The sequence below is a fragment of the Lysinibacillus sp. fls2-241-R2A-57 genome, from assembly GCF_030209535.1.
Taxonomy (GTDB): domain Bacteria; phylum Bacillota; class Bacilli; order Bacillales_A; family Planococcaceae; genus Lysinibacillus.
The window spans coordinates 75526-97976 of sequence record NZ_JARVRU010000002.1 but is presented as its reverse complement, the minus strand read 5'-3'; the positions used below and the strand labels follow the sequence as shown (position 1 = coordinate 97976).

The following is a 22451-nucleotide window of genomic DNA, read 5'->3' as shown; positions in this document are numbered from 1 at the left end:
TAATTAAAATGAAAAAACGTAAATTTGGCTTAGTATTATCATCAGTTTTAGCTGCAAGTGCAATCTTAGGTGCATGTGGTGCGAAAGAAGAAAAACCTGCAAAAGAAAAAGAAAATGCATCATCTAGCGAAAGCAAAAAAGAAGAAGCATTCACAGTAGGAATGGTTACTGACGTAGGTGGCGTTGATGATAAATCATTCAACCAATCAGCTTGGGAAGGTGTTCAAGCTTACGGTAAAGAACATGGCTTAGAAAAAGATAAAGGCTTCGCCTACTTACAATCAAAATCAGATGCAGATTATGAATCGAATTTAAATGCATTATTACGTCGTGACTTTAACTTAATCTACGGTATTGGTTATTTGATGGAAGATGCTATGACTGCAATTGCTGAAGAAAATCCAGATGGCAAATTTGCAATCGTTGATGCTGAAGTAAAAGCAGACAACGTAGTATCTGTAATGTTCAAAGAACAAGAAGGTGCTTTCTTAGCTGGTGTAGCTGCTGCTAAAATGTCTAAATCTGGTAAAGTTGGTTTCGTAGGTGGCGTAGATATTCCAGTTATCAACCGCTTCGAAGCTGGCTTCGTTGAAGGTGCAAAAGCTGTAAATCCAAAGATCGAAATCCAATCAAAATATACTGGTGCATTCGATAAAGCTGACCTTGGTAAAATTACTGCAAACAGCATGTACTCTTCAGGTGTAGATGTTATCTTCCACGCTGCTGGTGCAACTGGTAATGGTGTATTCTCTGAGGCAAAAGAACGTAAGAAAAAAGACCCTAATGCAAATGTATGGGTAATTGGTGTAGACGCTGACCAATACGAAGAAGGTAAAATTGACGATAAAACAAACGTAACTTTAACTTCTATGTTAAAAGGTGTTAACGCAGCAGTTGTAGATATCTCAAATAAATCGAAAAACGGTGAGTTCCCAGGTGGTAAAACGCTTACTTATGGTTTAGCTGAAGACGGAGTGAAACTTGCAGATTCTCGTGGTGCGATTCCAGCGGATGTTCAAGCTGTCATTGACGACTATAAAGAAAAAATTGCTAAGGGTGAAATTAAAGTTCCAGAAAAAGTGAAAAAATAATTCATCTTTTGGTCATCATAAGGGACTTTTAGAAGACCCTTATGATGATTTTTCAATGTATCGTTATATTTTGACTATTTGTAATACTCAATTAGACTATATTTTTATTTACCATAGAGGTAGTAATTTTTCTATGAGTTTATCGCAAGAATAGTAATGATGGTAACAAGTTAATAGAAGAAAGGTTTCTAACGATGACCTTTCCTGTATTAATTTATCTTCATTCAGAAGATATCTACCTCTATTGGTGGGTTAAGATATGAGTGAATTTTTTGTTAATGGGATTATCATAATGCCCACTGAACGAAGATAAAACCTCTGGCTGAAGTCAATGTTGTTCGATGTGAAAAACGTTGAGCTAACAGTGATTATGGCTAGTATTTAGATTAGTAGAGTCGTTTATTTATGTCTCAAAAAAATCTAAATAACATTTCAAAGACTGGACGTATTGTTTATCTGCACTAAAAGTCAAAGCGGCAGATAGTAATACGCACGGCAAGTATTAACTTTATAAAAGTGCCTATTAAGGGAGTGACAAAATTGGAATACGTGATTGAGATGCTAGGAATCCGAAAAGAATTCGGTGGTTTCGTGGCGAATAATAACATCACCCTCCAACTGAAAAAAGGCGAAATTCATGCATTGCTAGGCGAAAATGGTGCAGGTAAATCGACTTTAATGAACGTCCTTTTTGGTTTGTATCAACCAGAGGGTGGCGAAATTCGAGTTCGTGGGAAGGCTGTTAAAATTACAAACCCAAATGTGGCCAATGATTTAGGGATTGGTATGGTCCATCAACACTTTATGTTGGTGGAAAATTTTACAGTAACAGAGAACATTATTTTAGGTTCTGAACCTACAAAAATGGGGATTGTAAATATTAAAGATGCGGCAAAGAAAGTACAAGCACTTTCTGAAAAATATGGACTAGATGTTGATCCACGTGCCAAAATCGAAGATATTACTGTAGGGATGCAACAGCGTGTTGAAATTTTAAAAACACTATACCGCGGTGCAGAGATTTTAATCTTTGACGAACCTACTGCATCTTTAACACCACAGGAAATTACAGAGCTTATACAAATAATGCGCCGCTTAATAGCCGAGGGGAAATCAATTATATTAATTACCCATAAGCTGAAAGAAATTATGGAAGTCTCTGACCGTGTAACGATTATCCGAAAAGGTGAAGGGATTGGAACTGTTACAACTTCTGAAACAAATCCTGACCAATTAGCGGAATTGATGGTAGGTCGTCAAGTCGAATTTAAAACCGAAAAAACGGAAGCAAAACCAACTGAAGAAGTACTTGCGATTGATAACTTGGTCGTTACAGACTACCGTAATATCGATAAAGTAAAAGGTCTAAACTTAAAGGTTCGTAAAGGTGAAATAGTTGGTATTGCTGGTATTGATGGTAACGGGCAATCCGAATTAATCGAAGCTATTACAGGCCTACGTAAAATTAAAAGTGGTAACGTTAAGTTAAATGGCAAAGATATAACAAATATGAAGCCTCGAAAAATTACAGAGGAAGGCGTTGGGCATATCCCACAAGACCGTCATAAGCACGGTTTAGTATTAGATTTCCCAATTGGCCATAATATCGTTCTACAAACATATTACCAGTCTCCAATCGCTAAGGGCTTTGTTATGGACTACAAGAAAGTTTCTGAAAAAGCGCGTCAAATCATTAAAGAATACGATGTCCGTACTGGTAATGGTGAAATGACACCAGCGAGAGCTCTTTCAGGTGGTAACCAACAAAAAGCAATTATCGGTCGTGAAATTGATCGTAATCCAGATTTATTAATTGCGGCATTACCAACGCGTGGTCTTGACGTAGGTGCTATTGAATTTATTCACCATCGTCTAATCGAGCAACGTGATAATGGAAAAGCAGTACTGTTAATTTCATTTGAATTAGATGAGGTCATGAATGTTTCGGACCGTATCGCCGTTCTTTATGACGGTCAAATTGTAGACGAGTTAAATCCAAAAGAAACAACAGAGCAAGAGCTTGGCCTATTAATGGCTGGACAAAGTAAAAAAAATAACATGAATGGTGCGAAGGAGGGGAACGACTAATGTCAAATCGTGTCATTAATATACTCGTTCCTATCATCTCTATCATTATCGGTTTAATTGTTGGGGCTATCGTAATGTTAGTCAGCGGTTATGACCCAGTACAAGGTTATAGCGCCCTTTGGACAGGTATTTTTGGAGATTCATATTCAATTGGGAACACAATCCGTCAAATAACACCGTATATATTGGCAGGTCTTGCAGTAGCATTTGCCTTCCGTACAGGTTTATTCAACATCGGTGTTGAAGGTCAGCTAATTTTAGGTTGGCTAGCAGCAGCTTGGGTAGGATATGCATTTGAATTACCTAAAATTATTCACATACCATTAGCATTACTTGCGGCTGCAGCTGCTGGTGCATTTTGGGCCTTTATTGCAGGTTTCTTAAAAGCGAAATTTAAAGTCCACGAAGTAATTGCGACAATTATGTTAAACTATACTGCACTTTATATTGCGAATGCAGTAATTAAAAAATTGTCTGATGGAAGCTTTAAAACAGAACGAATTCATGAATCAGCTTCTTTACGTTCTCCGTTTTTAAGAGAGCTTACAGACAATTCAAGTCTTCACTATGGGATCATTGTTGCACTGTTAATGGTAGTTGTTATGTGGTTCATATTAGAAAAAACAACACGTGGCTACGAGCTAAAAGCGGTAGGCTTTAACAAACATGCTGCAGAGTATGCTGGTATGAGCGTTAACAAAAACATTATTTTAGCTATGACGATTTCAGGTATGTTCGCCGGTCTTGGTGGTGCGATGGAGGCACTAGGTACTTTCCAAAACGCTTCTATTAAAGCAGGCTTTACTGGAATAGGTTTCGATGGTATCGCCGTTGCCTTACTTGGTGCCAATACGCCACTTGGGGTTGTATTTGGGGCTTCATTATTCGGCTCACTTAAATACGGAGCGCTAAATATGCCGAATGCTGCTGGTATTCCAGAGGAAATCGTATCTATTATTATCGCGTTAATTATTTTCTTCGTAGCATCAGGCTACATTATTCGAGTAGGTTTACAAAAGTTAAGCAAGAAAAAGGAGGGGCAATAACATGAGCTTTTTAGAAATGTTATATTTCATCATCCCTTCTGCAATTCTTTATGCAACACCTTTAATATTTACTGCAATCGGTGGTGTATTCTCTGAACGTTCTGGTGTTGTAAATATCGGACTAGAAGGTTTAATGATTGTTGGGGCATTTGTTGGTATTTATGTCAATTTAGAATATGCTTCAACATTCGGTGCAGCAACAATTTGGGTAGCGATGCTTGCAGCTGTCATTGTTGGAGGAATTTTCTCACTTCTCCATGCTGTTGCTTCGATCTCATTCCGTGCTGATCAAACGGTGTCAGGGGTTGCTATCAATTTACTAGGTTTAGCAGTATCCGTATTCTTGGTGAAAATGATTTATGATAAAGGTCAAACAGATATGATTACCCGATCAATAGACCGTTTTGGTATCCCTTATTTACAAGATATCCCGTTCTTTGGTCCATTATTATTCCGTGATGTCTATAGTACGTCAATTTTAGCTTTTGTAGTAGCTATTGGTGCATGGTTTATCATTTATAAAACACCATTTGGGTTACGTTTACGTGCTGTCGGTGAACATCCAATGGCTGCAGATACGATGGGCGTAAATGTTAATAAAATGCGCTATATTGCTGTTGTTATCTCTGGTGCATTAGGTGGTCTTGGTGGTGCAGTATACGCACAATCAATTACACTTAATTTCTCACATGCAACAATTGCTGGTCAAGGCTTTATGGCGATTGCGGCAATGATTTTTGGTAAATGGCATCCAATTGGTGCTTTAGGTGCGGCATTATTCTTTGGAGTAGCGCAAACGTTAAGTATTGCAGGGAGCGGAATTCCTTATGTTCAAGACATTCCTTCAGTATACCTACAAATTTTACCGTACGTATTAACAATCTTTGCATTAGCAGGATTTATCGGTAAAGCGAATGCACCAAAGGCTAGCGGACAACCTTATATTAAAGGGAAACGCTAAGAACAAAACATATAATCTTCTATCACTAAAGACTGGGCGAAACTGCCCAGTCTTTTTTCCTTGTACATATCTCGAACGTTTGGGAAAATAATGGTTGGAGGTTAATCAAGGGCAAAGGTTTTCATCAAGGCTAAAGTGCTACATCCTCTAGGTCGCTTCGATTCCTCGGGCAAAAGTGGAGGAGCGCTTACTTTTGCTTCGGGCTCTCCGGCGCTTGTTGGATGTAAACGAGCGTTTTAGCGCATTTGTTCCTAGTATGAACTGGTTAATCAACAAAACTAATGTAATTTTACATATTTATATACATACTTTGGATTCTTTTTGCAATTATAGACAATAGACATGTATAGTATGTGTAGTACATTGTTATATTAAGAAAGATAGGAGGGTTCCATATGTTTAAAACAATACCTTTTGCAAAAGGTGTCAATTTGCATATCCGACAAACAACCCAATTTAAAACCGTAAATTTTTCAATAAAATGGAGAAGAGCATTAACGGCTACAAATGCGTCTGAACGCACCGTGTTAACAAATGTATTGCAACACAGTAATGCCAAATTTACGACAACAGCCGCATTCCGTAGCTTTTTAGATGACTTATATGGCACAGTGTTGTATTTTGACACATCTAAGCGTGGCAATGAACATACAGTTCTGATGAATGTAGAAGCTGTTAATGATCATTTCTTGGCAAATACAAGTGTTTTAAATGAAGTACTTGGTTTATTGCACACAGCAATATTTGAACCGAATTTAGAAAACGGTGTATTTAAGGAATCTATTGTGGAACGTGAAAAGAAAACGGTTATTCAGCGTATTGAATCCATTTTTGACGATAAATCTCGTTTTGCACAGCAACGCCTTCAGCAAATTTTACGACCGAATGAACCGGCATCTATTTCTGCTAATGGAACTGTCGAGGACATTCAAAATATTACCTCAACATCATTGTTTGAAGCATATCAATCCATGCTTGCTAACGATAAAATAGACATTTATGTCGCAGGTGATATCAATGAAGAAGAAATAGTAGAGAAGTTGAAAAAAGCGCTACCATTTAATGATCGTACACCTGAAGAAATTCCTGCTGTACTTCCACAACAGCATCCACAAAATGATTATGTACGTGAACAACAAGACATGAAGCAAGGAAAGATGCATATTGGCTTTAGTACACCAGTACGATTTGGTGATCCGGATTTCGCAAAAATGCAAATCTTTAACGGCGTTTTTGGTGGTTATCCTCATGCCAAATTATTTATGAATGTTCGTGAAAAGGAAAGTTTAGCTTACTATGCGTCTAGTTCATATGCATCACATTATGGTTTAGTCTTTGTAGTGTCTGGCATCGAACCAAAGAATGAAGAAAAAGCACTATCGCTTATTAAGGAACAACTTGCTGTTATGCAAGCAGGCGATATTACAAATTTAGAATTAGAGCAAACAAAGGCAATGCTGACGAATCAGCTAAAAGAATCATTGGATTCTGCCCGAGGACAAATAGAAATTTTTGACCAATATAAAGATTTACCTGAGGAATTCGCTGTTGAAGCCTGGGCAAATAAATGGAAAGCTGTTACGAAGGAAGATGTTGTTGATATGGCGAAACAAGTACAGCTAGAAGCGGTCTATTTCTTATGTGGAAAGGAGCAAGCCGCACAATGAAAACAATTGAATTCAAACAATTAGATGAAACTTTGTATTATGAAAAATTAGAGAATGGCTTAGATGTCTATATTTTACCAAAAAAAGGCTTTTCAAAAACATTTGTAACGTTCACAACTAAGTATGGCTCGATTGACCGTACATTTGTGCCAATTGGTAATTCGGAAAGCATTACTGTACCAGATGGCATTGCCCATTTTTTAGAGCATAAAATGTTTGAAAAAGAAGATGGAGATGTCTTCCAAAAGTTTAGTGAATATGGTGCTTCGGCCAATGCCTTTACGTCATTTACACGTACGGCGTATTTATTTTCATCGACAGACAATATTTATAAAAGTACTGAAACATTATTAAATTTTGTCCAAGAGCCTTACTTTACAGAAGCTACAGTCAATAAGGAAAAGGGCATTATTGGGCAGGAAATTACGATGTACGATGATCAGCCAGATTGGCGCCTGTATTTTGGCACAATCGAAAATATGTATCATAATCACCCAGTGAAAATTGATATCGCGGGTACAATAGAGTCGATTGACGGCATTACGGCAGAGCATTTATATACGTGCTACAATACATTTTATCATCCGTCCAATATGTTATTATTTGTCATTGGTGCCGTAGATCCTAATGAAATGATGACGTATATTCGTGACAATCAAAACAAAAAAGAATTCCCTGAACCAACACCAATTCAACGCTTCTTTGATAAGGAGCCGACAGAGGTTGCTGTCAAAGAGCGTGAATTGCATATGGATGTACAAAAGCCAAAGGTCTATGTTGGCTTAAAAGCAAAAGAAACAAATCTTTCTGGTCGTGATATGTTAAAGCATGAGCTGTCTGTTCAAATTGCACTTGAACTTATTTTTGGACGTACATCTAGTTTTTATGAGCGTATTTATGAAGATGGTTTAATTGATGAAACGTATGCCTTTGATTTTACGTTAGAAAATGGTTTTGGCTTTGCTATGATTGGCTCAGATTCTACAGAGCCAGCTGCATTAGAGAAAGCTATTAAGGAAGAATTAGCAAAGTATGATGGAGATGCACAATTTGAAAATGCCGATTTAGAACGAGTGAAACGTAAAAAAATAGGTTTCTTCTTACGTGCACTAAACTCTATTGAATTTATCGCTAACCAATTTACGCGTTATTCGTTTAATGATATGAATTTGTTCGATGTCGTGCCTGTACTAGAAGAACTGACGATCGATGATTTGAAAAAAGCATTTTCTTCGGTTCAAGGCGAGTCTCAACAAACTGTCTTTAAAGTTTTACCTACAGAGAAGGGCGTACAGTGAAAAAGTTTGCCCTCGTGTTAGGTGCATCAGGTGAGATTGGCCGTGCTATTTGTCAGAGTCTGGCAGAAGATGGTTGGTCCATCTACATACATTTTTCAAACAATGAGAAGGCGGCGCAGGCTTTATTCTGCTCCCTTTCAGAAAGCTTCCCTGCACAGGAATTTATGCTTGTACAGGGAAATTTTTCGAAAGTATCTGGGGCGCAATCGCTAGCATCTCAAATTTTTAATGTGCAAGCGATTGTCTTTGCAAATGGTCAGGCACATTATTCTCTACTTGAAGATACAACGGTGGAGGACATGGATGCATTATGGCGAGTTCATGTGCAAAATCCAATGCGTCTAACGGCCTTGCTTTCATCAAAGCTTCGCGCTCATGATGTCAGCTATGTCCTGTTTATCGGTTCCATTTGGGGAGAGGCTGGATCGGCTGGTGAAGCACTTTACGCCACTGTGAAGGGTGCCCAGCATGCTTTTGTAAAGTCATATGCGAAAGAAGCAGCATTGTCACGAATTCGTGTTAATGCTATTGCACCAGGCTTTATTAATACCTCGATGAACAATCATTTAAGTGAAGAGGAGCTTGAATATGTTATAGAGGACATTCCGTTAGGTTTAGTTGGACAAACTACGGATGTTGCTGAAATGGTACGTTTCTATCTTTCGGGAAAAGCAGATTATGTAACGGGACAAATAATTCGATTAAACGGTGGCTGGTACATATAATTTTCTTTTTTGCACATACTACATGTGTAAAGGAGGAGGAACATATGACCATTTTAGAAAACTGGCAAAAATGGACATCGTTTTTAGGACAAAATGTTACGAATGCAGAATCAAGCGGTATGCCAAAGAAATTGATTCAACAGGCTGCTGTACAAATTGGCGAATATTTGGCGACGAATGTCGATCCTAAAAACGAACAAGAGCGAGTGCTGTCGGATTTATGGGGCGTTGCCTCTGAAGATGAAAAAGAAGCATTGGCGAATTGTGTCGTTAAACTTGTACAAAATAAGCATGTGCAGTAAAAAAAGAGGAGAGCTTATCTCCTCTTTTTTCTATATTTTTTGCATGGAAAAGGGAACGTATGTAAGCCTATTTTGAATGCTGCCAAAAAAAATAGTAAGTTTTTAAAAATAACACCGTAATTCCATATATTCTAACTTTCCATTACATAAAAAATCAGCTATGATGGAACTTATAAAGGGTTTTTTACGTTAACTAATAGGAAGGGAACGAGTGTGTTTGAGCGATTGGTACTTTGAATATGAAATTCAGGTGAATCGCCCTGGATTATTAGGAGATATTACTTCACTTTTAGGGATGCTTCGTGTCAATATTATTTCGATAAATGGTGTCGATGAGGATCGACGTGGTATGTTAGTGCATACAGACAATGATGGGGCAATTGAGCGTTTTCGTACAATTGTTTCGACAATGGAACATATTAACGTTACCAAATTTCGACAACCTAAACTCCGTGATCGTTTAGCTCTGAGGCACGGTCATTATATTCCTCGAGATGCAGATGAAAAAAATACTTTCCGTTTTGTACGAGATGAACTTGGTATTTTAGTTGACTTTATGGCTGAACTCTTTAAAAAAGAGGGGCATAAGCTCATTGGAATACGTGGAATGCCTCGTGTTGGGAAAACCGAGTCGATTGTAGCGGCTAGTGTATGTGCCAATAAAAAATGGATTTTTTTATCATCTACAATGATTAAGCAGACTGTCCGCAATAAACTGGCTGGTGATGAATTCAGTGACAATAATATTTTTATATTAGATGGCATTGTAACACGTCGTTCATCTGATGAGCGACATTTGCAACTAGTACGTGAAATGATGAGTATGCCTTCTATTAAGGTTGTCGAGCATCCAGATATGTTTATTCAGCATTCAGAATATAAGATAGAGGATTTTGATTATATCATTGAATTACGTCATCACCCAGATGAAGAAATTACGTATGAGATAATGGAAAAAAACCATATGATGTCCGAATCCGATTCATTTGGAGGATTTAATTTTTAATTTGATATTAAAGTAGGTGTTATGGAGTGGCAGAATTAGGGACTCGACTGAAAGAAGCGAGACTGTCTAAAGGCTACAGCTTAGACGATTTACAAGAAATAACGAAAATTCAAAAACGTTATTTAGTAGGGATTGAAGAGGGCAATTATTCGATTATGCCTGGTTCATTTTATGTACGAGCTTTTATTAAACAATATGCGGACGCTGTTGGTTTGAACGCTGAGGAAATTTTAGAAACCTATAAGAGCGAATTGCCAGGAACAAAAAATGATCAAGTAAGTCAATCGATGACGAATAGCCCAAGTAGAAGAAAAGTTTCAAAGGGCCCTTCCAATAGAATGATGGAGGCAATGCCAAAAATAATCGTTGGTTTATTTATCATTGTCATTATTGTAGCAATTTGGGTGTTATTGCAATCTAAAAATAAAGCAGGGTCAGACGCTGTTGAGGATACACCTCCAGAAATACAGTATGATAAACAAATAAAACCAATCGATAGTGAGAAAGATAAAGAAAAAGAAGATAAAAAAGCTCAAGCAAAAGCTAAACAAGACTCAACAGATTCAGCAGAGAAAAAAACTGATGAAAAACCAACTGAAGAGGTTAAGCAATCGATTTCAGCGGGAGCTATTGAAGCGGATGGGGCTACAACTTCTTATACGTTAACAGGTACAGATACATTTAAAATTCGTATTGAGGTATCAGGTCCTACATTTATCGGTATTCGAAATCAACAACAACAAGAAATCCTAACAGATACACGTGTATATAATGCAGGTGAAGTAGTGGAATTCGACGCAACATCTCAAAACTACGCCCGTATCCGTTTAGGTAATTCAGCACAAGCTAAGGTATATATTAATGACGAACTTTTAACGTATGCACAGCAAATTGTAACGCAAAACATCGTCATCAATTTCAATAAAGAATAGTAGTCATCTAGTGATGACTACTTTCTTTCATCATGAAAGGTGTTAGAAAAATGAACATTCCAAATAAAATTACCATCTCTCGAATCATACTTATTCCGTTCTTTGTCATTGTGATGATGTTTGATTTCAACTGGGGAACAATGTCACTATTCGGTGCAGAGATGCCTGTTCATCATTTTATAGGTGCACTTATTTTTATTTTTGCTTCTACAACTGATTGGGTGGATGGTTATTATGCACGTAAGTATAATCTTGTGACAACATTTGGGAAATTTTTAGACCCACTAGCTGACAAATTGCTAGTTTCAGCAGCTTTTATTTTAATGGTAGAGCTTGATATGGCTCCTGCCTGGCTAATAATCATTATTATTAGCCGTGAGTTTGCGGTAACTGGCCTGCGTTTAATATTGGCGGGTGAAGGAGAAGTTGTTGCGGCGAATCAGCTTGGTAAAATTAAAACATGGACTCAAATTATGGCTATTGCAGCAGCGCTTTTACACAATACAATCTTTACACTGATCGGTATTCCATTTGATGATATTATGCTATATATTGCATTGTTCTTTACACTATGGTCTGGATGGGATTATTTCTATCTAAATCGACGTGTCTTACTTGAGTCTAAATAAGGAAGGTCTTGGGGATGATGAATGCTGAAATTCTTGCAGTTGGCTCAGAGTTATTGCTTGGTCAGATTACGAATACAAATGCGAAATTTATTTCTAATCAGTTGTCCGAGTTGGGGATAAATGTTTATTATCACACTGTTGTAGGGGATAATGCAAAACGTTTAGAAGAGGCTATTTCCGTTGCAGAGACTCGTGCTGATTTAATCATTTTCTCAGGCGGTCTTGGTCCTACAAAGGATGATTTAACAAAGGAAACGATTGCTCGTCATCTTGGCGTTAAGCTCGAATTTGATAATATCGCACTGACATATATTGAGCAATTTTTTGCACAGCGAGGACGTCCAATGACGGACAATAATCGTAAGCAGGCTTTAATACTAGCAGGTAGTGAGGTGCTTGCTAACCATCACGGTATGGCACCTGGCATGATACTAACAAAAGATGAGCGTACTTATATTTTGCTTCCGGGGCCACCTAAAGAGCTGGAGCCGATGTTCCAGTTTGAAGCAAAGCCAAAGCTTAGTGCGATGTTAAATGCTGGAGGGGTTATTGCATCGCACGTTATGCGCTTTTATGGAATTGGCGAAGCAGAACTTGAGGTACGTGTCCAAGATATTTTAGATTCGCAAACAAACCCAACTGTTGCTCCACTTGCTTCTGACGGCGAGGTTACATTGCGTGTAACGGCCAAGGCAGAATCGGAGCAAGAAGCGCAGCAACTCATTGCCGCAAAGGTAGCAGAAATTCAAGCGCTTGTTGGTGACTATCAGTATGGTAGAGATGATGATTCTCTTGCCTCTAAAACAGTAGAAATGTTACTAGATAATAAGTTAACAATTGCCGCGGCAGAAAGTTTAACAGCAGGGTTATTTCAGTCAGAGCTTGCTGAGATACCAGGTGTAGGAGATGCCCTTGTTGGTGGTGTTGTTACGTATACAGAAGAGGCTAAAATTAAGCAGCTTGGTATTTCTAAAGAATTATTAGATACACATGGGATTGTAAGCAGTGAATGTGCAGCGGCCATGGCTAGTACAGTACGTAAAAAATTCGCAACGGATATTGGTATTGGATTAACAGGTGCAGCAGGTCCTACGGCTCATGATCATCAACCAGTAGGGACGGTTTGGATTGGTATTGCGATTGGTAATGAAGAGCCAATTACGTATTTACTTCATTTATCAGGCATGCGCAATACAAATAGACTTCGTACGGTGAAGTTTACATGTCATTATTTAATGCAGCTTTTGGAAGAAAGAGGCTTTAAAAAACGTTAATCAATTTGCTCCGGCATAATATAGGTTCATAGGTTTATCACCAAAAGTTGCGGATGACTTTTGTTAAAACGTCTATTATGAAAATAAGTTGATTGGAGTGGAGGCTGGGCGACTCCTTGGGGATCAGCGTCACAGATGAGACCCTGCAGCGAAGCGAAGCGGCTCATCGGGCGCCCCCAGGAAAGCGCCCAGCCGGAACGGAAATCAACCACAAGTTTTGGTGATGGTCCATAATATAGTTGAAAATAGAAATTTGGGTAGAGAAAAGTTACCCAAATTTTTATTTTGAAGAAAAAACGAATAAATGTTCGCTTTTTTCTTGCGTCTTCTCTTAAAAACAAGTATAGTAGAGATAGAGAAAAACAGTGAACAGTTTTCGAAGGAGGAAAATGAATGAGTGATCGTAAAGCAGCCTTAGAACAGGCGTTAAAACAAATTGAAAAGAACTTTGGTAAAGGTTCTATCATGAAACTTGGCGAAAAGACGGATTTAGAAATTGCTACATCTTCAAGTGGTTCGCTAGCACTTGATGCTGCATTAGGTGTAGGTGGTTATCCGCGTGGACGTATTATTGAAGTATACGGCCCTGAATCATCAGGTAAAACAACGGTTGCGCTTCATGCCATTGCAGAGGTTCAGGCAAATGGTGGACAAGCAGCGTTTATCGATGCTGAGCATGCATTAGATCCAATATATGCACAAAAATTGGGTGTCAATATTGATGAGCTTCTATTATCTCAACCAGATACAGGAGAACAAGCGCTTGAAATCGCAGAGGCATTAGTACGTAGTGGCGCTATCGATATTATCGTTATCGACTCAGTAGCAGCATTAGTTCCGAAAGCGGAAATCGAAGGAGATATGGGTGACTCGCATGTTGGTTTACAAGCGCGTTTAATGTCTCAGGCTTTACGTAAACTTTCAGGTGCTATTAATAAATCAAAAACGATTGCTATTTTCATTAACCAGATTCGTGAAAAGATCGGTGTTATGTTCGGAAACCCAGAAACAACGCCTGGTGGTCGTGCACTTAAATTCTATAGCTCCGTTCGCTTAGAAGTTCGTCGTGCAGAAGCCATTAAACAAGGCAATGACATTATGGGTAATCGTACTAAAATTAAAATTGTGAAAAACAAAGTAGCGCCACCATTCCGTACAGCTGAAGTTGATATTATGTATGGTGAAGGAATTTCAAAAGAGGGCGAAACAGTCGATTTAGGTGTTGAACTAGACATCGTTCAAAAAAGCGGTTCTTGGTATGCTTACGGTGATGAGCGCCTAGGCCAAGGTCGTGAAAATGCCAAACAGTATTTAAAAGAAAATCCAGCAGTCCTTGACGACATCGCAAATAAAATCCGTGCCTCTTACGGTATTGCTTCTTCTTCGTATACTATTGCTGCGCACGATGAAGAGGAAGAAATGGATGAAGAATTACAACTTCTACTTGAAGACGAAAAATAATTTAAGCCAACATTCATCTCACACCTCTAGAGTGGGAGACTTCTTCTGAAATAAGTTAAAATACATTGTTCCCACTCTTTAGAGTGAGAGCAATGTATTTTTTTAATATTTACCCATACTAGAGAAATATGGGATCATCACCAAAAGTTGTGGATAACATTTTTTTAAATATATGCCCTGTATATTAGTTGATCTTCGTTACGGCTAGGCAACTCCTTGGAGATTAGCGTCTCATCGGAAGCCCCAGGAAGCTCTGCTCTGCGCGAAAGCGAAGCGACAGCGGCAAATGTTTTCTGTGCGAAAGCGAAGCGACAGCAATCAAAGCCCCCAGTCGGAACGGAAATCAACCACACGTTATGATGATTCAATTTGATGTAAAACCAGGGAAATGTTAGGGAACTGATTCTCTTAATGGATATGACTTACTTTTTTTCTATGGAAGGGCGAACAGATGCCCGACTATCCTTGACAGAGCTTGTGGCTAGCTATACAATTAAATATGTATAATTTCTGAATTATGACTTTAAATAGGCAATACAATGTATGCGCCTACTGAAACTGTATTACCTAAATAGCAAGAGGAGGTGTTCATATGGATGGAATTACTATCATCTCCGCTTTGCTTGGAATCATCGTTGGTGCCGCTGTTAGCTATATCTACATGAAAAAAGTGAATGACTCAAAAATCACTGGTGCTAAACATGTCGCTGAAACAATCGTTGAAGAAGGAAAACGAGAAGCGGAGGCATTGAAGAAAGAAGCACTACTTGAAGCCAAAGATGAAACTCACAAATTTCGCACTGAAGCCGAAAATGACATTCGTGAACGTCGTTTAGAACTTCAAAAACAAGAGAACCGTTTATTGCAAAGAGAAGAGAATCTTGATCGCAAGGATGATGCTCTAAATAAGAGAGAAGCAGGCTTAGAGCGAAAAGAACAGGCTCTAGCCGAAAGACAACAGCATATTGAACAGATGGAAAGCAAAGTGGACGAGCTCGTTGCCGCGCAAAAAACAGAGCTAGAACGAATTTCTGCTTTAACTAGAGATGAAGCAAAAGCTATTATCTTAGGAGAAGTAGAAAAAGAGCTAGCAACTGATATTGCTGTGATGACGAAGGAAGCTGAGACACGTGCGAAGGAAGAATCAGATAAAAAAGCACGTGAAATTTTATCACTGGCACTGCAGCGTTTTGCAGCAGACCACGTTGCAGAAACAACAGTATCTGTCGTGAACTTGCCAAATGATGAAATGAAAGGTCGTATTATTGGTCGTGAAGGTCGAAATATCCGAACTTTGGAAACGTTAACAGGTATAGATTTAATTATTGATGATACTCCAGAGGCGGTTATTTTATCAGGCTTTGATCCGATTCGTCGTGAAACGGCTCGACTTGCACTTGAAAAACTTGTACAGGATGGCCGCATTCACCCTGCTCGAATTGAGGAAATGGTGGAGAAAGCTCGTCGTGAAGTGGATGAGCAAATCCGCGAAACAGGTGAGCAAACAACATTTGAAATTGGCATTCATAACTTACATCCAGATTTAATGAAGATTTTAGGCCGCATGAAATATCGTACAAGTTATGGACAAAACGTCCTAAAACATTCAATTGAAGTCGCATATTTAGCAGGCTTGCTCGCTGCTGAACTTGGTGAAGATGTAGCATTAGCTCGTCGTGCTGGCTTATTACATGATATTGGTAAGGCAATCGACCATGAAGTTGAAGGTAGCCACGTCGAAATCGGTGTGGAGTTAGCAACAAAATACAAAGAACATCCAGTCGTTATAAATAGTATTGCTTCTCACCACGGTGATACAGAAGCAACATCTGTTATCGCAGTTTTAGTAGCTGCTGCAGATGCATTATCAGCAGCTCGTCCAGGTGCTCGAAGTGAGACACTTGAAAACTATATCCGCAGACTTGAAAAGTTAGAAGAAATTTCTGAAAGCTATGATGGTGTAGAAAAATCCTTTGCGATTCAGGCGGGTCGTGAAATTCGTATTATTGTACAACCTGAAAAAATTGATGACTTAGCTTCACATCGCTTAGCGCGAGATATCCGTAAGCGTATCGAAGAAGAACTTGATTACCCAGGTCATATAAAAGTAACTGTCATTCGTGAAACACGTGCAGTGGAGTATGCGAAATAATGTTGAAAGTTAGAGGTTTCTCTAGATGAAAATCTAGGGAAGCCTCTTTTTTATTGTTTTTATCATAAAAGAACTGAAGTGATGGATTAGCAGCGAAAAGGGCAGGAAGAAGAGCTGGAGTGATGGAAGGCATCCAAAGTGACGGATAGAAAAGGCGAAGCGAAGGAAAGAAGGGCCGAAGCGACGGATAGAAAGGGCGGAGAGCCGGAAAGAAGAGCCAGAGCGACGGATAGAAAGGGCAGAGCGACGAATAAAAGCAGAAGCGACGGATAGAAAGGACAGAGAGCCGGAAAGCAGTCAAAGCGACGGATAGAAAAGGTGAAGCGACGGATAGAAGGGCTGAAGCGACGGATAGAAAGGACAGAGCGACGGAAAGAAGAGCCAAAGCGACGAATAGAAAGGGCGGAGCGACGGAAAGCAGTCAAAGTGACGGATAGCCAAGGCGAAGCGAAGGATAGAAGAGCCAAAGCGACGGATAGAAAGGGCAGAGCGACGGAAAGCATCCAAAGCGACGGATAGAAAAGGCGAAGCGAAGGATAGAAGGGCCGAAGCGACGGATAGAAAGGACAGAGCGACGGAAAGCATCCAAAGCGACGGATAGAAATGTCGAAGCGAAGGATAGAAGAGCCAAAGCGACGGAAAGAAGAGCCGGAACGACGGAAAGCATCCAAAGCGACAGATAGAACAGTCCAAAGCACTGATTGAATGTTAACATCTGATAAATATCTAGAAAAAAACACTATACTAGTCATTTTTAACAAGTATTTTTCATAAAAGAAAAGAAGGCTAATTAGATAATCAGTCATTAAAAAAGAAAGTTGTGATATAGATGATTGATATACATGCTCATTTATTATTCGGTGTTGATGATGGGCCAAAAAATATGGAGGAATCATTAAAGATGCTGCAGCAAGCATCAAGTGAAGGGATAACAGAAATAATTTGTACGTCCCATGCGATGCATCCACAATATCATGTAAATTATTCACTTGTAGAGGAGCAAACAATATATTTACGACAAGTGTTAGAGGAACAGCAGATTCCAATCATACTTCATACAGGGCATGAAGTGCGTTTACACGAAGAACTACATACATTGGTGATGCAAAAGCAACTTCACACATTGGCAAATTCTAACTATATCCTTTTGGAATTACCATCTAGCACGATCCCTGCGTATACGAGAAGAATGATTATACTGTTGAAGGCAGCGGGTTATACGCCAATCCTTGCGCATCCTGAACGGAACTATGCGATTAGAGAAAAACCGACGCGACTTGAAATATTGATTCAAGAAGGTGCATTGACACAAATAACGGCAGGAAGTTTAACAGGTCTTTATGGTAAAGAGGTACAGCGTTTATCGTTAGCGTTAGTGAGAGCGAATTATATTCATACATTTGGATCCGACACGCATAATGTAACATCGAGGCCATTTTTTTATAACAAAGCACTCAATTACCTTGAAAAGCAGAAGGAGCTAGATGCTGTTGATCAACTCTTAAAGAATAATGCAAATGTCATTGCAAACAAGCCGATACTTCCGCTTGAATTGGACAAAATCTACATTAAGAAATGGTGGAGTTTTTAACTTCTTTTAGCAAATATTCTTTGTAGTGAAAGTGAAACGTCAGCTACAGAAGTCTCCTACCTCTATAGGTGGTGAGATGAATACGAATTTAAGTTGCTTTTCAGCGGGTGTCCAAACACCCTCTGAAAGAAGTTAAAGCCTCCGGCGGATGTCACGGAATCGGAGAGGAGTGCTTAGGGGATGTTAGCCTAAAATCATCGCATCCATGCGATAACGGCTAACTGACCCGCGTCGTGCAGGCCTAAGCACAAAGCCGATTCCGGACGCAATTATGCCGAGGCATAATTGATCAATCTAACTAGAATTGAGCGTGATTCCCAGATGAAAATGTGTTACACGCTACTGTTTAGCGCCCTTATATTTATGAGCTTAATGCAACCTGTTGAAGGGATTTATCATAAATTAACATTGTTGATTAGCCTAGTAATAATCCTGCTATCCTTTCTAATGCATAAAAAAATAATCATCCAAAATGTACAGGCTAGCTTATTTTTTAGTTTATATACTTTTTTTTGTGTCATTTCTGCAGGGGTCAACCAGGATATAGGGCTATTAAAAAATTGCCTTCAGTTATTTTGCATTTTTTTAGCTGTAGCGATTTTCTTTAATGATATCGTGAGAAAGCATGTTAAAGAAATTGTCCTTAATGGTGTTTTATTAGCTTATATACCATTTCTTATTTTATGTTTTCGAGAAAATCATTTTATGTATGGTGCTTTTGCAGGAGTATTTGAAAATCCAAACACATTAGGATTTTCTATGATAGGTTTGACGATTGTGATACTGATGAAGCTATATGAAATCATAATTGCCATGTTAGAGGGACATCGACAGCTGAAATTGACCATTTGTTTAGGGGTCTATACAATTTTTTATTTATTTGCTTTGTATGTCATTATGCTGTCAAATGCGCGTACATCATTATTAACAATTGCCGTTGTGACAGCAGCGATGATTGTCTTAGTAGTAAAAAGGATGAAAAAAAGATTTTTGCCATTACTAAAATTTATTTTTTTATTAATAGCAGCTTGTTTATTACTAGTGATAGCTATTTATGAAGTTGACATGATGCAGAAGGCCTTTCAAAGTATTCTTTTAAAAATGGAGAAAAAATCTACAAATATTACAGATGGTCGTCTTGATATTTGGAAATATGTATTTGAGCAATTTAGTTTTTGGGGACATGGTGCTGAATCACTATGGGCAATAGGAGTTTCTCATGCGCACAATACATTTGTCAATATATTGCAGGAGGCGGGTTTACTACCACTAGTATGTTATGCTGTCTTTCTTTTATCGATTGCGAAAGATCATAGCCAAATGGACAAACAACTAGTAGTATTTACAGTTTTCGTCATTGTCGCTGCACTTGGTGTATCTACATTTGAAATTCTCTATTTTAATGTGCTTCATATACTTGTCTTCGTAGTAAGTGGATTTGATAGAAATAAAAACATGACATCGTAGTTATTGCAAAATATTTGCCGAATAACTGTAGGACTTGCTTAATATACTTAATTAATATTACAATTATCTGCATTTGTAGGAGGGAATCTATTTTTGTGAATGAAGAAATTACGGTGCAAAGTATAATAAAAACATTGCAAAAACGCTGGTTCTTTATCCTAGTGCTTACAATGTTGTCGGTTGGTATTGCCGCCATGTTAAGCTTTTTTGTTTTAACACCTATATATGAAGCGGAAACACAAATATTAGTGAATCAAAAAAGCTATGATAATCAGCAATTAGTAGGGGCACAAAATGTTGATACGGATCTTCGGCTAATTAATACGTACAATGTCATTATTAAAAGCCCCGCTATTTTAACGAAGGTGGTTGATAAGCTGTCGCTAACGACCACACCGGAACAATTAATGAATCAAATAGACGTCTCTAGTGCAAGTAATTCTCAAGTAGTAAATATTCGTGTACAAGATGAGAATGAGTCTAGGGCAGTAGAAATTGCCAATACAGTTGCCGAAATTTTTAAAGAAGAAATTCCCGTGCTCATGCATGTGGACAATATTAATATTTTGTCTGTTGCGAAATCTAGTGAAAATGCAGCACCTGTTAAACCAAATAAAATTTTTAATTTACTAATAGCCGCTATCGTTGGTTTCGCTCTTGCCCTTTTGCTTGCCTATATGATGGAAACATTTGATAAGACAATCAAAACTGAACGTGATATCGAAGAAATTTTATCACTTCCGGTTATCGGGGTGGTCAGTAATATAGAGCCGCAAACAGGAAAAAAGTCTAAGTCTAGGGGGAACCCATAATGTTTTCAATGCGAAGGAAAAAGAAGAACAAATCACTGATGGCCCGCAAGCTAGTTACTGTTTCTGATGCTAAATCAATTCCATCTGAGCAGTTTCGAACGATTCGCACAAATATTAAATTTGCACAACCAAATCAAGATGTGAAAACTATTTTAGTAACCTCCTCCATTCCTGGTGAAGGAAAGTCTACTAACACAGCGAATATCGGTGTCGTTTTTTCACAAGAGGGGAAGAAGGTATTAATTGTCGATGCTGACATGCGTAAGCCGACTCTCCACCATACATTTCATCTCGCAAATAGTGTGGGCCTCTCCTCTATATTATCTAGGCAGGAAAAATTTCTAGATGTTATCCAAAAAACGTTTGTAGAAGGAGTGGATATTGTTGCAAGTGGAACAATTCCACCAAACCCAACAGAGCTACTGGCATCTGAAACGATGATATCTTTTATGGCGATTGCCAAAGAAAAATACGATATCGTTATTTTCGACGCCCCGCCTTTATTATATGTATCTGATGCACAAATTTTATCCAATAAATGTGATGGCACAATATTAATAGTCAATTCAGGTACTGTTGGGAAAGCTGCGGTATTAAAATCAAAGTCCATATTAACGATTTCTCAAGCCAATATTTTAGGGATTGTCTTGAATAATTTTAAAATGAAGTGCAATAAGTACTATCAATATTATGGAATAGAGTAAGGGTGACATAAAAATCTATGAAGAAGATTTTGCATATTATTCCTACTACAGATTTTGGCGGAATTACAACGATGATATTAGACATTTGGGCTAATACAAATAAGTCAGTGTACCACTTTGATTTTGTAGTGTTCAACAAGGGAAGATATCATGACACTTTTATAGAACATGGTTCCAAATTGTTTTATCAAAAATATATTACGAAGCAGGGTCCTCTTGCCTATATGATGAAAATATACAAAATAATTAAAGACAATGGATATGATGCAGTGCATGATCATACGGGTTATCGCGCTATTTTTACATTGTTAGCAGCACGATTGGCTGGCGTCAAATGTAGAGTGTTACACAGTCATACAAATGTTGCGGAAGAATGGAGTAATAAATATCTTTTATCTTTCCTAAAAAAAATAAGTGTGATGAATGCGACTAAGCTCGTTGCATGTAGTACACAGGCAGGAGAATTTTGCTTTGGTGAGAAATCCTTTGACATTTTATTTAACCCAATGGATATCAATAAAATAAAATATCTCTCACAGGCAGAAAAGAAATTATTAAAAAAAGAATTAGGAATTAGTGAAAATGATTTAGTTTTAGGACATATTGGACGTTTTGTTCCTGTGAAGAATCAGCAGTTTTTATTGAAACTTGCCACGAGATTAAAGCAAAAACATATTAATTTTAAATTGATTTTTATTGGAGAGGGTCCTTTAGAGGAAGAAATTCGTCTGTTGGTCGAGCGCAATCAATTACAGGAATCTGTAAGACTGTTAGGGCAACGTGCTGATATTATCAATCTTCTTCAGTTGTTCGATAAATTTATTTTACCATCTAAATATGAGGGATTTGGAATTGTCCTATTAGAAGCACAAGTATGTGGCACGCCATCAATTGTTTCTGCAACTGTACCAAGAGATGTAGATCTTAATATTGGCCTAATCCAGTATTTGGATATAAATGGAAATATTGAAGATTGGCTACAAGAAATCAACAGAAAGAATGAACCGATTGAACTGAATAGCATCGTGCATGGAATCGAAAACAAAGGATTGGATGCAGAAGATATTGCAAAAAAAATGTGTTCTTACTATATATAAACCGAAGCGACGAATACTCAAGTAACCTAAACCTCTGCTCAGGTAGTGGGCTCAACCGCTCGGGTAACCGGAGGAACTGCTCAGGTAGTGGGCTCAACCGCTCGGGTAACTGGAGGAACTGATCGGGTAGTGGGCTCAATCGCTCGGG

21 protein-coding genes are annotated in these 22451 nt (G+C 38.3%); 20 read left to right on the top strand and 1 reads right to left on the bottom strand.

Translation table 11 applies throughout. From position 1 onward, the window contains the following. Positions 1-8: 8 nt before the first annotated feature. The 15 genes from QRN68_RS00565 to rny all read left to right on the top strand — a co-directional run bounded on the left by QRN68_RS00565 (position 9) and on the right by rny (position 16632). Complete coding sequence (locus tag QRN68_RS00565) at positions 9-1091, top strand: BMP family lipoprotein (protein WP_285394600.1); 1083 nt, start codon at positions 9-11, stop codon at positions 1089-1091. A 540-nt stretch (positions 1092-1631) separates the two neighbouring features. Beyond that, positions 1632-3179: an ABC transporter ATP-binding protein gene (locus QRN68_RS00560; protein ID WP_285394599.1), complete on the top strand. Its 1548-nt coding sequence runs from the start codon at positions 1632-1634 to the stop codon at positions 3177-3179. Next, positions 3179-4225, top strand: a complete 1047-nt coding sequence (locus QRN68_RS00555) for an ABC transporter permease (protein ID WP_285394598.1) — start codon at positions 3179-3181, stop codon at positions 4223-4225. Before QRN68_RS00560 ends, QRN68_RS00555 begins: the two co-directional genes overlap by 1 nt. A gap of 1 nt (position 4226) precedes the next feature. Continuing rightward, positions 4227-5186 carry an ABC transporter permease gene (locus tag QRN68_RS00550; RefSeq protein ID WP_285394597.1) on the top strand — a complete coding sequence of 320 codons (960 nt, stop codon included), beginning with the start codon at positions 4227-4229 and terminating at the stop codon, positions 5184-5186. Between the two features lie 395 nt (positions 5187-5581). Beyond that, on the top strand, positions 5582-6853 hold the full coding sequence (yfmF, locus tag QRN68_RS00545) for an EF-P 5-aminopentanol modification-associated protein YfmF (protein ID WP_285394595.1): 1272 nt from the start codon (positions 5582-5584) through the stop codon (positions 6851-6853). Beyond that, positions 6850-8151 (top strand): EF-P 5-aminopentanol modification-associated protein YfmH, encoded by a 1302-nt coding sequence (yfmH, locus tag QRN68_RS00540; protein ID WP_285394594.1) that lies wholly within the window; start codon positions 6850-6852, stop codon positions 8149-8151. Before yfmF ends, yfmH begins: the two co-directional genes overlap by 4 nt. Continuing rightward, positions 8148-8876: an elongation factor P 5-aminopentanone reductase gene (gene ymfI, locus QRN68_RS00535; RefSeq protein ID WP_285394592.1), complete on the top strand. Its 729-nt coding sequence runs from the start codon at positions 8148-8150 to the stop codon at positions 8874-8876. The genes yfmH and ymfI overlap by 4 nt, the downstream gene beginning before the upstream one ends. 44 nt (positions 8877-8920) lie before the next feature. After that, on the top strand, positions 8921-9178 hold the full coding sequence (locus QRN68_RS00530) for a DUF3243 domain-containing protein (RefSeq protein WP_285394591.1): 258 nt from the start codon (positions 8921-8923) through the stop codon (positions 9176-9178). Between the two features lie 217 nt (positions 9179-9395). After that, positions 9396-10184, top strand: coding sequence for a DUF3388 domain-containing protein (locus QRN68_RS00525; RefSeq protein WP_285394589.1), 789 nt, complete (start codon positions 9396-9398; stop codon positions 10182-10184). A gap of 26 nt (positions 10185-10210) precedes the next feature. Further along, positions 10211-11116, top strand: coding sequence for a helix-turn-helix domain-containing protein (locus QRN68_RS00520; RefSeq protein ID WP_285394588.1), 906 nt, complete (start codon positions 10211-10213; stop codon positions 11114-11116). A 50-nt stretch (positions 11117-11166) separates the two neighbouring features. Beyond that, the gene (gene pgsA / locus QRN68_RS00515) at positions 11167-11745 is read left to right on the top strand and encodes a CDP-diacylglycerol--glycerol-3-phosphate 3-phosphatidyltransferase (protein WP_285394586.1); all 579 of its coding nucleotides are present in this window, start codon (positions 11167-11169) and stop codon (positions 11743-11745) included. A 17-nt stretch (positions 11746-11762) separates the two neighbouring features. After that, entirely contained in the window at positions 11763-13019 is a 1257-nt protein-coding gene (locus QRN68_RS00510) for a competence/damage-inducible protein A (RefSeq protein WP_285394698.1), read from the top strand. A gap of 393 nt (positions 13020-13412) precedes the next feature. After that, on the top strand, positions 13413-14480 hold the full coding sequence (gene recA, locus QRN68_RS00505; RefSeq protein WP_285394585.1) for a recombinase RecA: 1068 nt from the start codon (positions 13413-13415) through the stop codon (positions 14478-14480). A 216-nt stretch (positions 14481-14696) separates the two neighbouring features. After that, a complete protein-coding gene (locus tag QRN68_RS00500; protein ID WP_285394583.1) occupies positions 14697-14840 on the top strand; it encodes a hypothetical protein in 144 nt (47 codons plus the stop codon). 232 nt (positions 14841-15072) lie between these two features. After that, positions 15073-16632: a ribonuclease Y gene (gene rny, locus QRN68_RS00495; protein WP_285394582.1), complete on the top strand. Its 1560-nt coding sequence runs from the start codon at positions 15073-15075 to the stop codon at positions 16630-16632. Positions 16633-16718: 86 nt separating this feature from the next. Here the strand turns inward: rny and QRN68_RS00490 are convergent, their stop codons facing one another. After that, positions 16719-17384: a hypothetical protein gene (locus QRN68_RS00490; RefSeq protein ID WP_285394581.1), complete on the bottom strand. Its 666-nt coding sequence runs from the start codon at positions 17382-17384 to the stop codon at positions 16719-16721. 77 nt (positions 17385-17461) lie between these two features. Here QRN68_RS00490 and QRN68_RS00485 point away from each other — a divergent pair, with 77 nt between their 5' ends. From QRN68_RS00485 to QRN68_RS00465, 5 genes are all read left to right on the top strand, one after another. Continuing rightward, the gene (locus QRN68_RS00485; protein ID WP_285394579.1) at positions 17462-18223 is read left to right on the top strand and encodes a tyrosine-protein phosphatase; all 762 of its coding nucleotides are present in this window, start codon (positions 17462-17464) and stop codon (positions 18221-18223) included. A 363-nt stretch (positions 18224-18586) separates the two neighbouring features. Further along, positions 18587-19690: an O-antigen ligase family protein gene (locus tag QRN68_RS00480; RefSeq protein ID WP_285394578.1), complete on the top strand. Its 1104-nt coding sequence runs from the start codon at positions 18587-18589 to the stop codon at positions 19688-19690. Between the two features lie 95 nt (positions 19691-19785). Continuing rightward, positions 19786-20502: a YveK family protein gene (locus tag QRN68_RS00475; protein WP_285394577.1), complete on the top strand. Its 717-nt coding sequence runs from the start codon at positions 19786-19788 to the stop codon at positions 20500-20502. 8 nt (positions 20503-20510) lie between these two features. Beyond that, positions 20511-21206 carry a CpsD/CapB family tyrosine-protein kinase gene (locus tag QRN68_RS00470; protein WP_285394697.1) on the top strand — a complete coding sequence of 232 codons (696 nt, stop codon included), beginning with the start codon at positions 20511-20513 and terminating at the stop codon, positions 21204-21206. 17 nt (positions 21207-21223) lie between these two features. After that, the gene (locus QRN68_RS00465) at positions 21224-22303 is read left to right on the top strand and encodes a glycosyltransferase (protein WP_285394576.1); all 1080 of its coding nucleotides are present in this window, start codon (positions 21224-21226) and stop codon (positions 22301-22303) included. The last annotated feature ends 148 nt before the right edge of the window (positions 22304-22451 follow it).

Coding starts and splice junctions, on each gene's coding strand:
- QRN68_RS00550 (WP_285394597.1), top strand. CDS start 4,227: ATGAGCTTTTTAGAAATGTTATATTTCATCATCCCTTCTGCAATTCTT.
- QRN68_RS00470 (WP_285394697.1), top strand. CDS start 20,511: ATGCGAAGGAAAAAGAAGAACAAATCACTGATGGCCCGCAAGCTAGTT.
- recA (WP_285394585.1), top strand. CDS start 13,413: ATGAGTGATCGTAAAGCAGCCTTAGAACAGGCGTTAAAACAAATTGAA.
- QRN68_RS00480 (WP_285394578.1), top strand. CDS start 18,587: ATGAGCTTAATGCAACCTGTTGAAGGGATTTATCATAAATTAACATTG.
- QRN68_RS00510 (WP_285394698.1), top strand. CDS start 11,763: ATGAATGCTGAAATTCTTGCAGTTGGCTCAGAGTTATTGCTTGGTCAG.
- pgsA (WP_285394586.1), top strand. CDS start 11,167: ATGAACATTCCAAATAAAATTACCATCTCTCGAATCATACTTATTCCG.
- QRN68_RS00485 (WP_285394579.1), top strand. CDS start 17,462: ATGATTGATATACATGCTCATTTATTATTCGGTGTTGATGATGGGCCA.
- QRN68_RS00490 (WP_285394581.1), bottom strand. CDS start 17,384: ATGACTAGTATAGTGTTTTTTTCTAGATATTTATCAGATGTTAACATT.
- yfmH (WP_285394594.1), top strand. CDS start 6,850: ATGAAAACAATTGAATTCAAACAATTAGATGAAACTTTGTATTATGAA.
- QRN68_RS00565 (WP_285394600.1), top strand. CDS start 9: ATGAAAAAACGTAAATTTGGCTTAGTATTATCATCAGTTTTAGCTGCA.
- QRN68_RS00465 (WP_285394576.1), top strand. CDS start 21,224: ATGAAGAAGATTTTGCATATTATTCCTACTACAGATTTTGGCGGAATT.
- QRN68_RS00555 (WP_285394598.1), top strand. CDS start 3,179: ATGTCAAATCGTGTCATTAATATACTCGTTCCTATCATCTCTATCATT.
- QRN68_RS00530 (WP_285394591.1), top strand. CDS start 8,921: ATGACCATTTTAGAAAACTGGCAAAAATGGACATCGTTTTTAGGACAA.
- yfmF (WP_285394595.1), top strand. CDS start 5,582: ATGTTTAAAACAATACCTTTTGCAAAAGGTGTCAATTTGCATATCCGA.
- rny (WP_285394582.1), top strand. CDS start 15,073: ATGGATGGAATTACTATCATCTCCGCTTTGCTTGGAATCATCGTTGGT.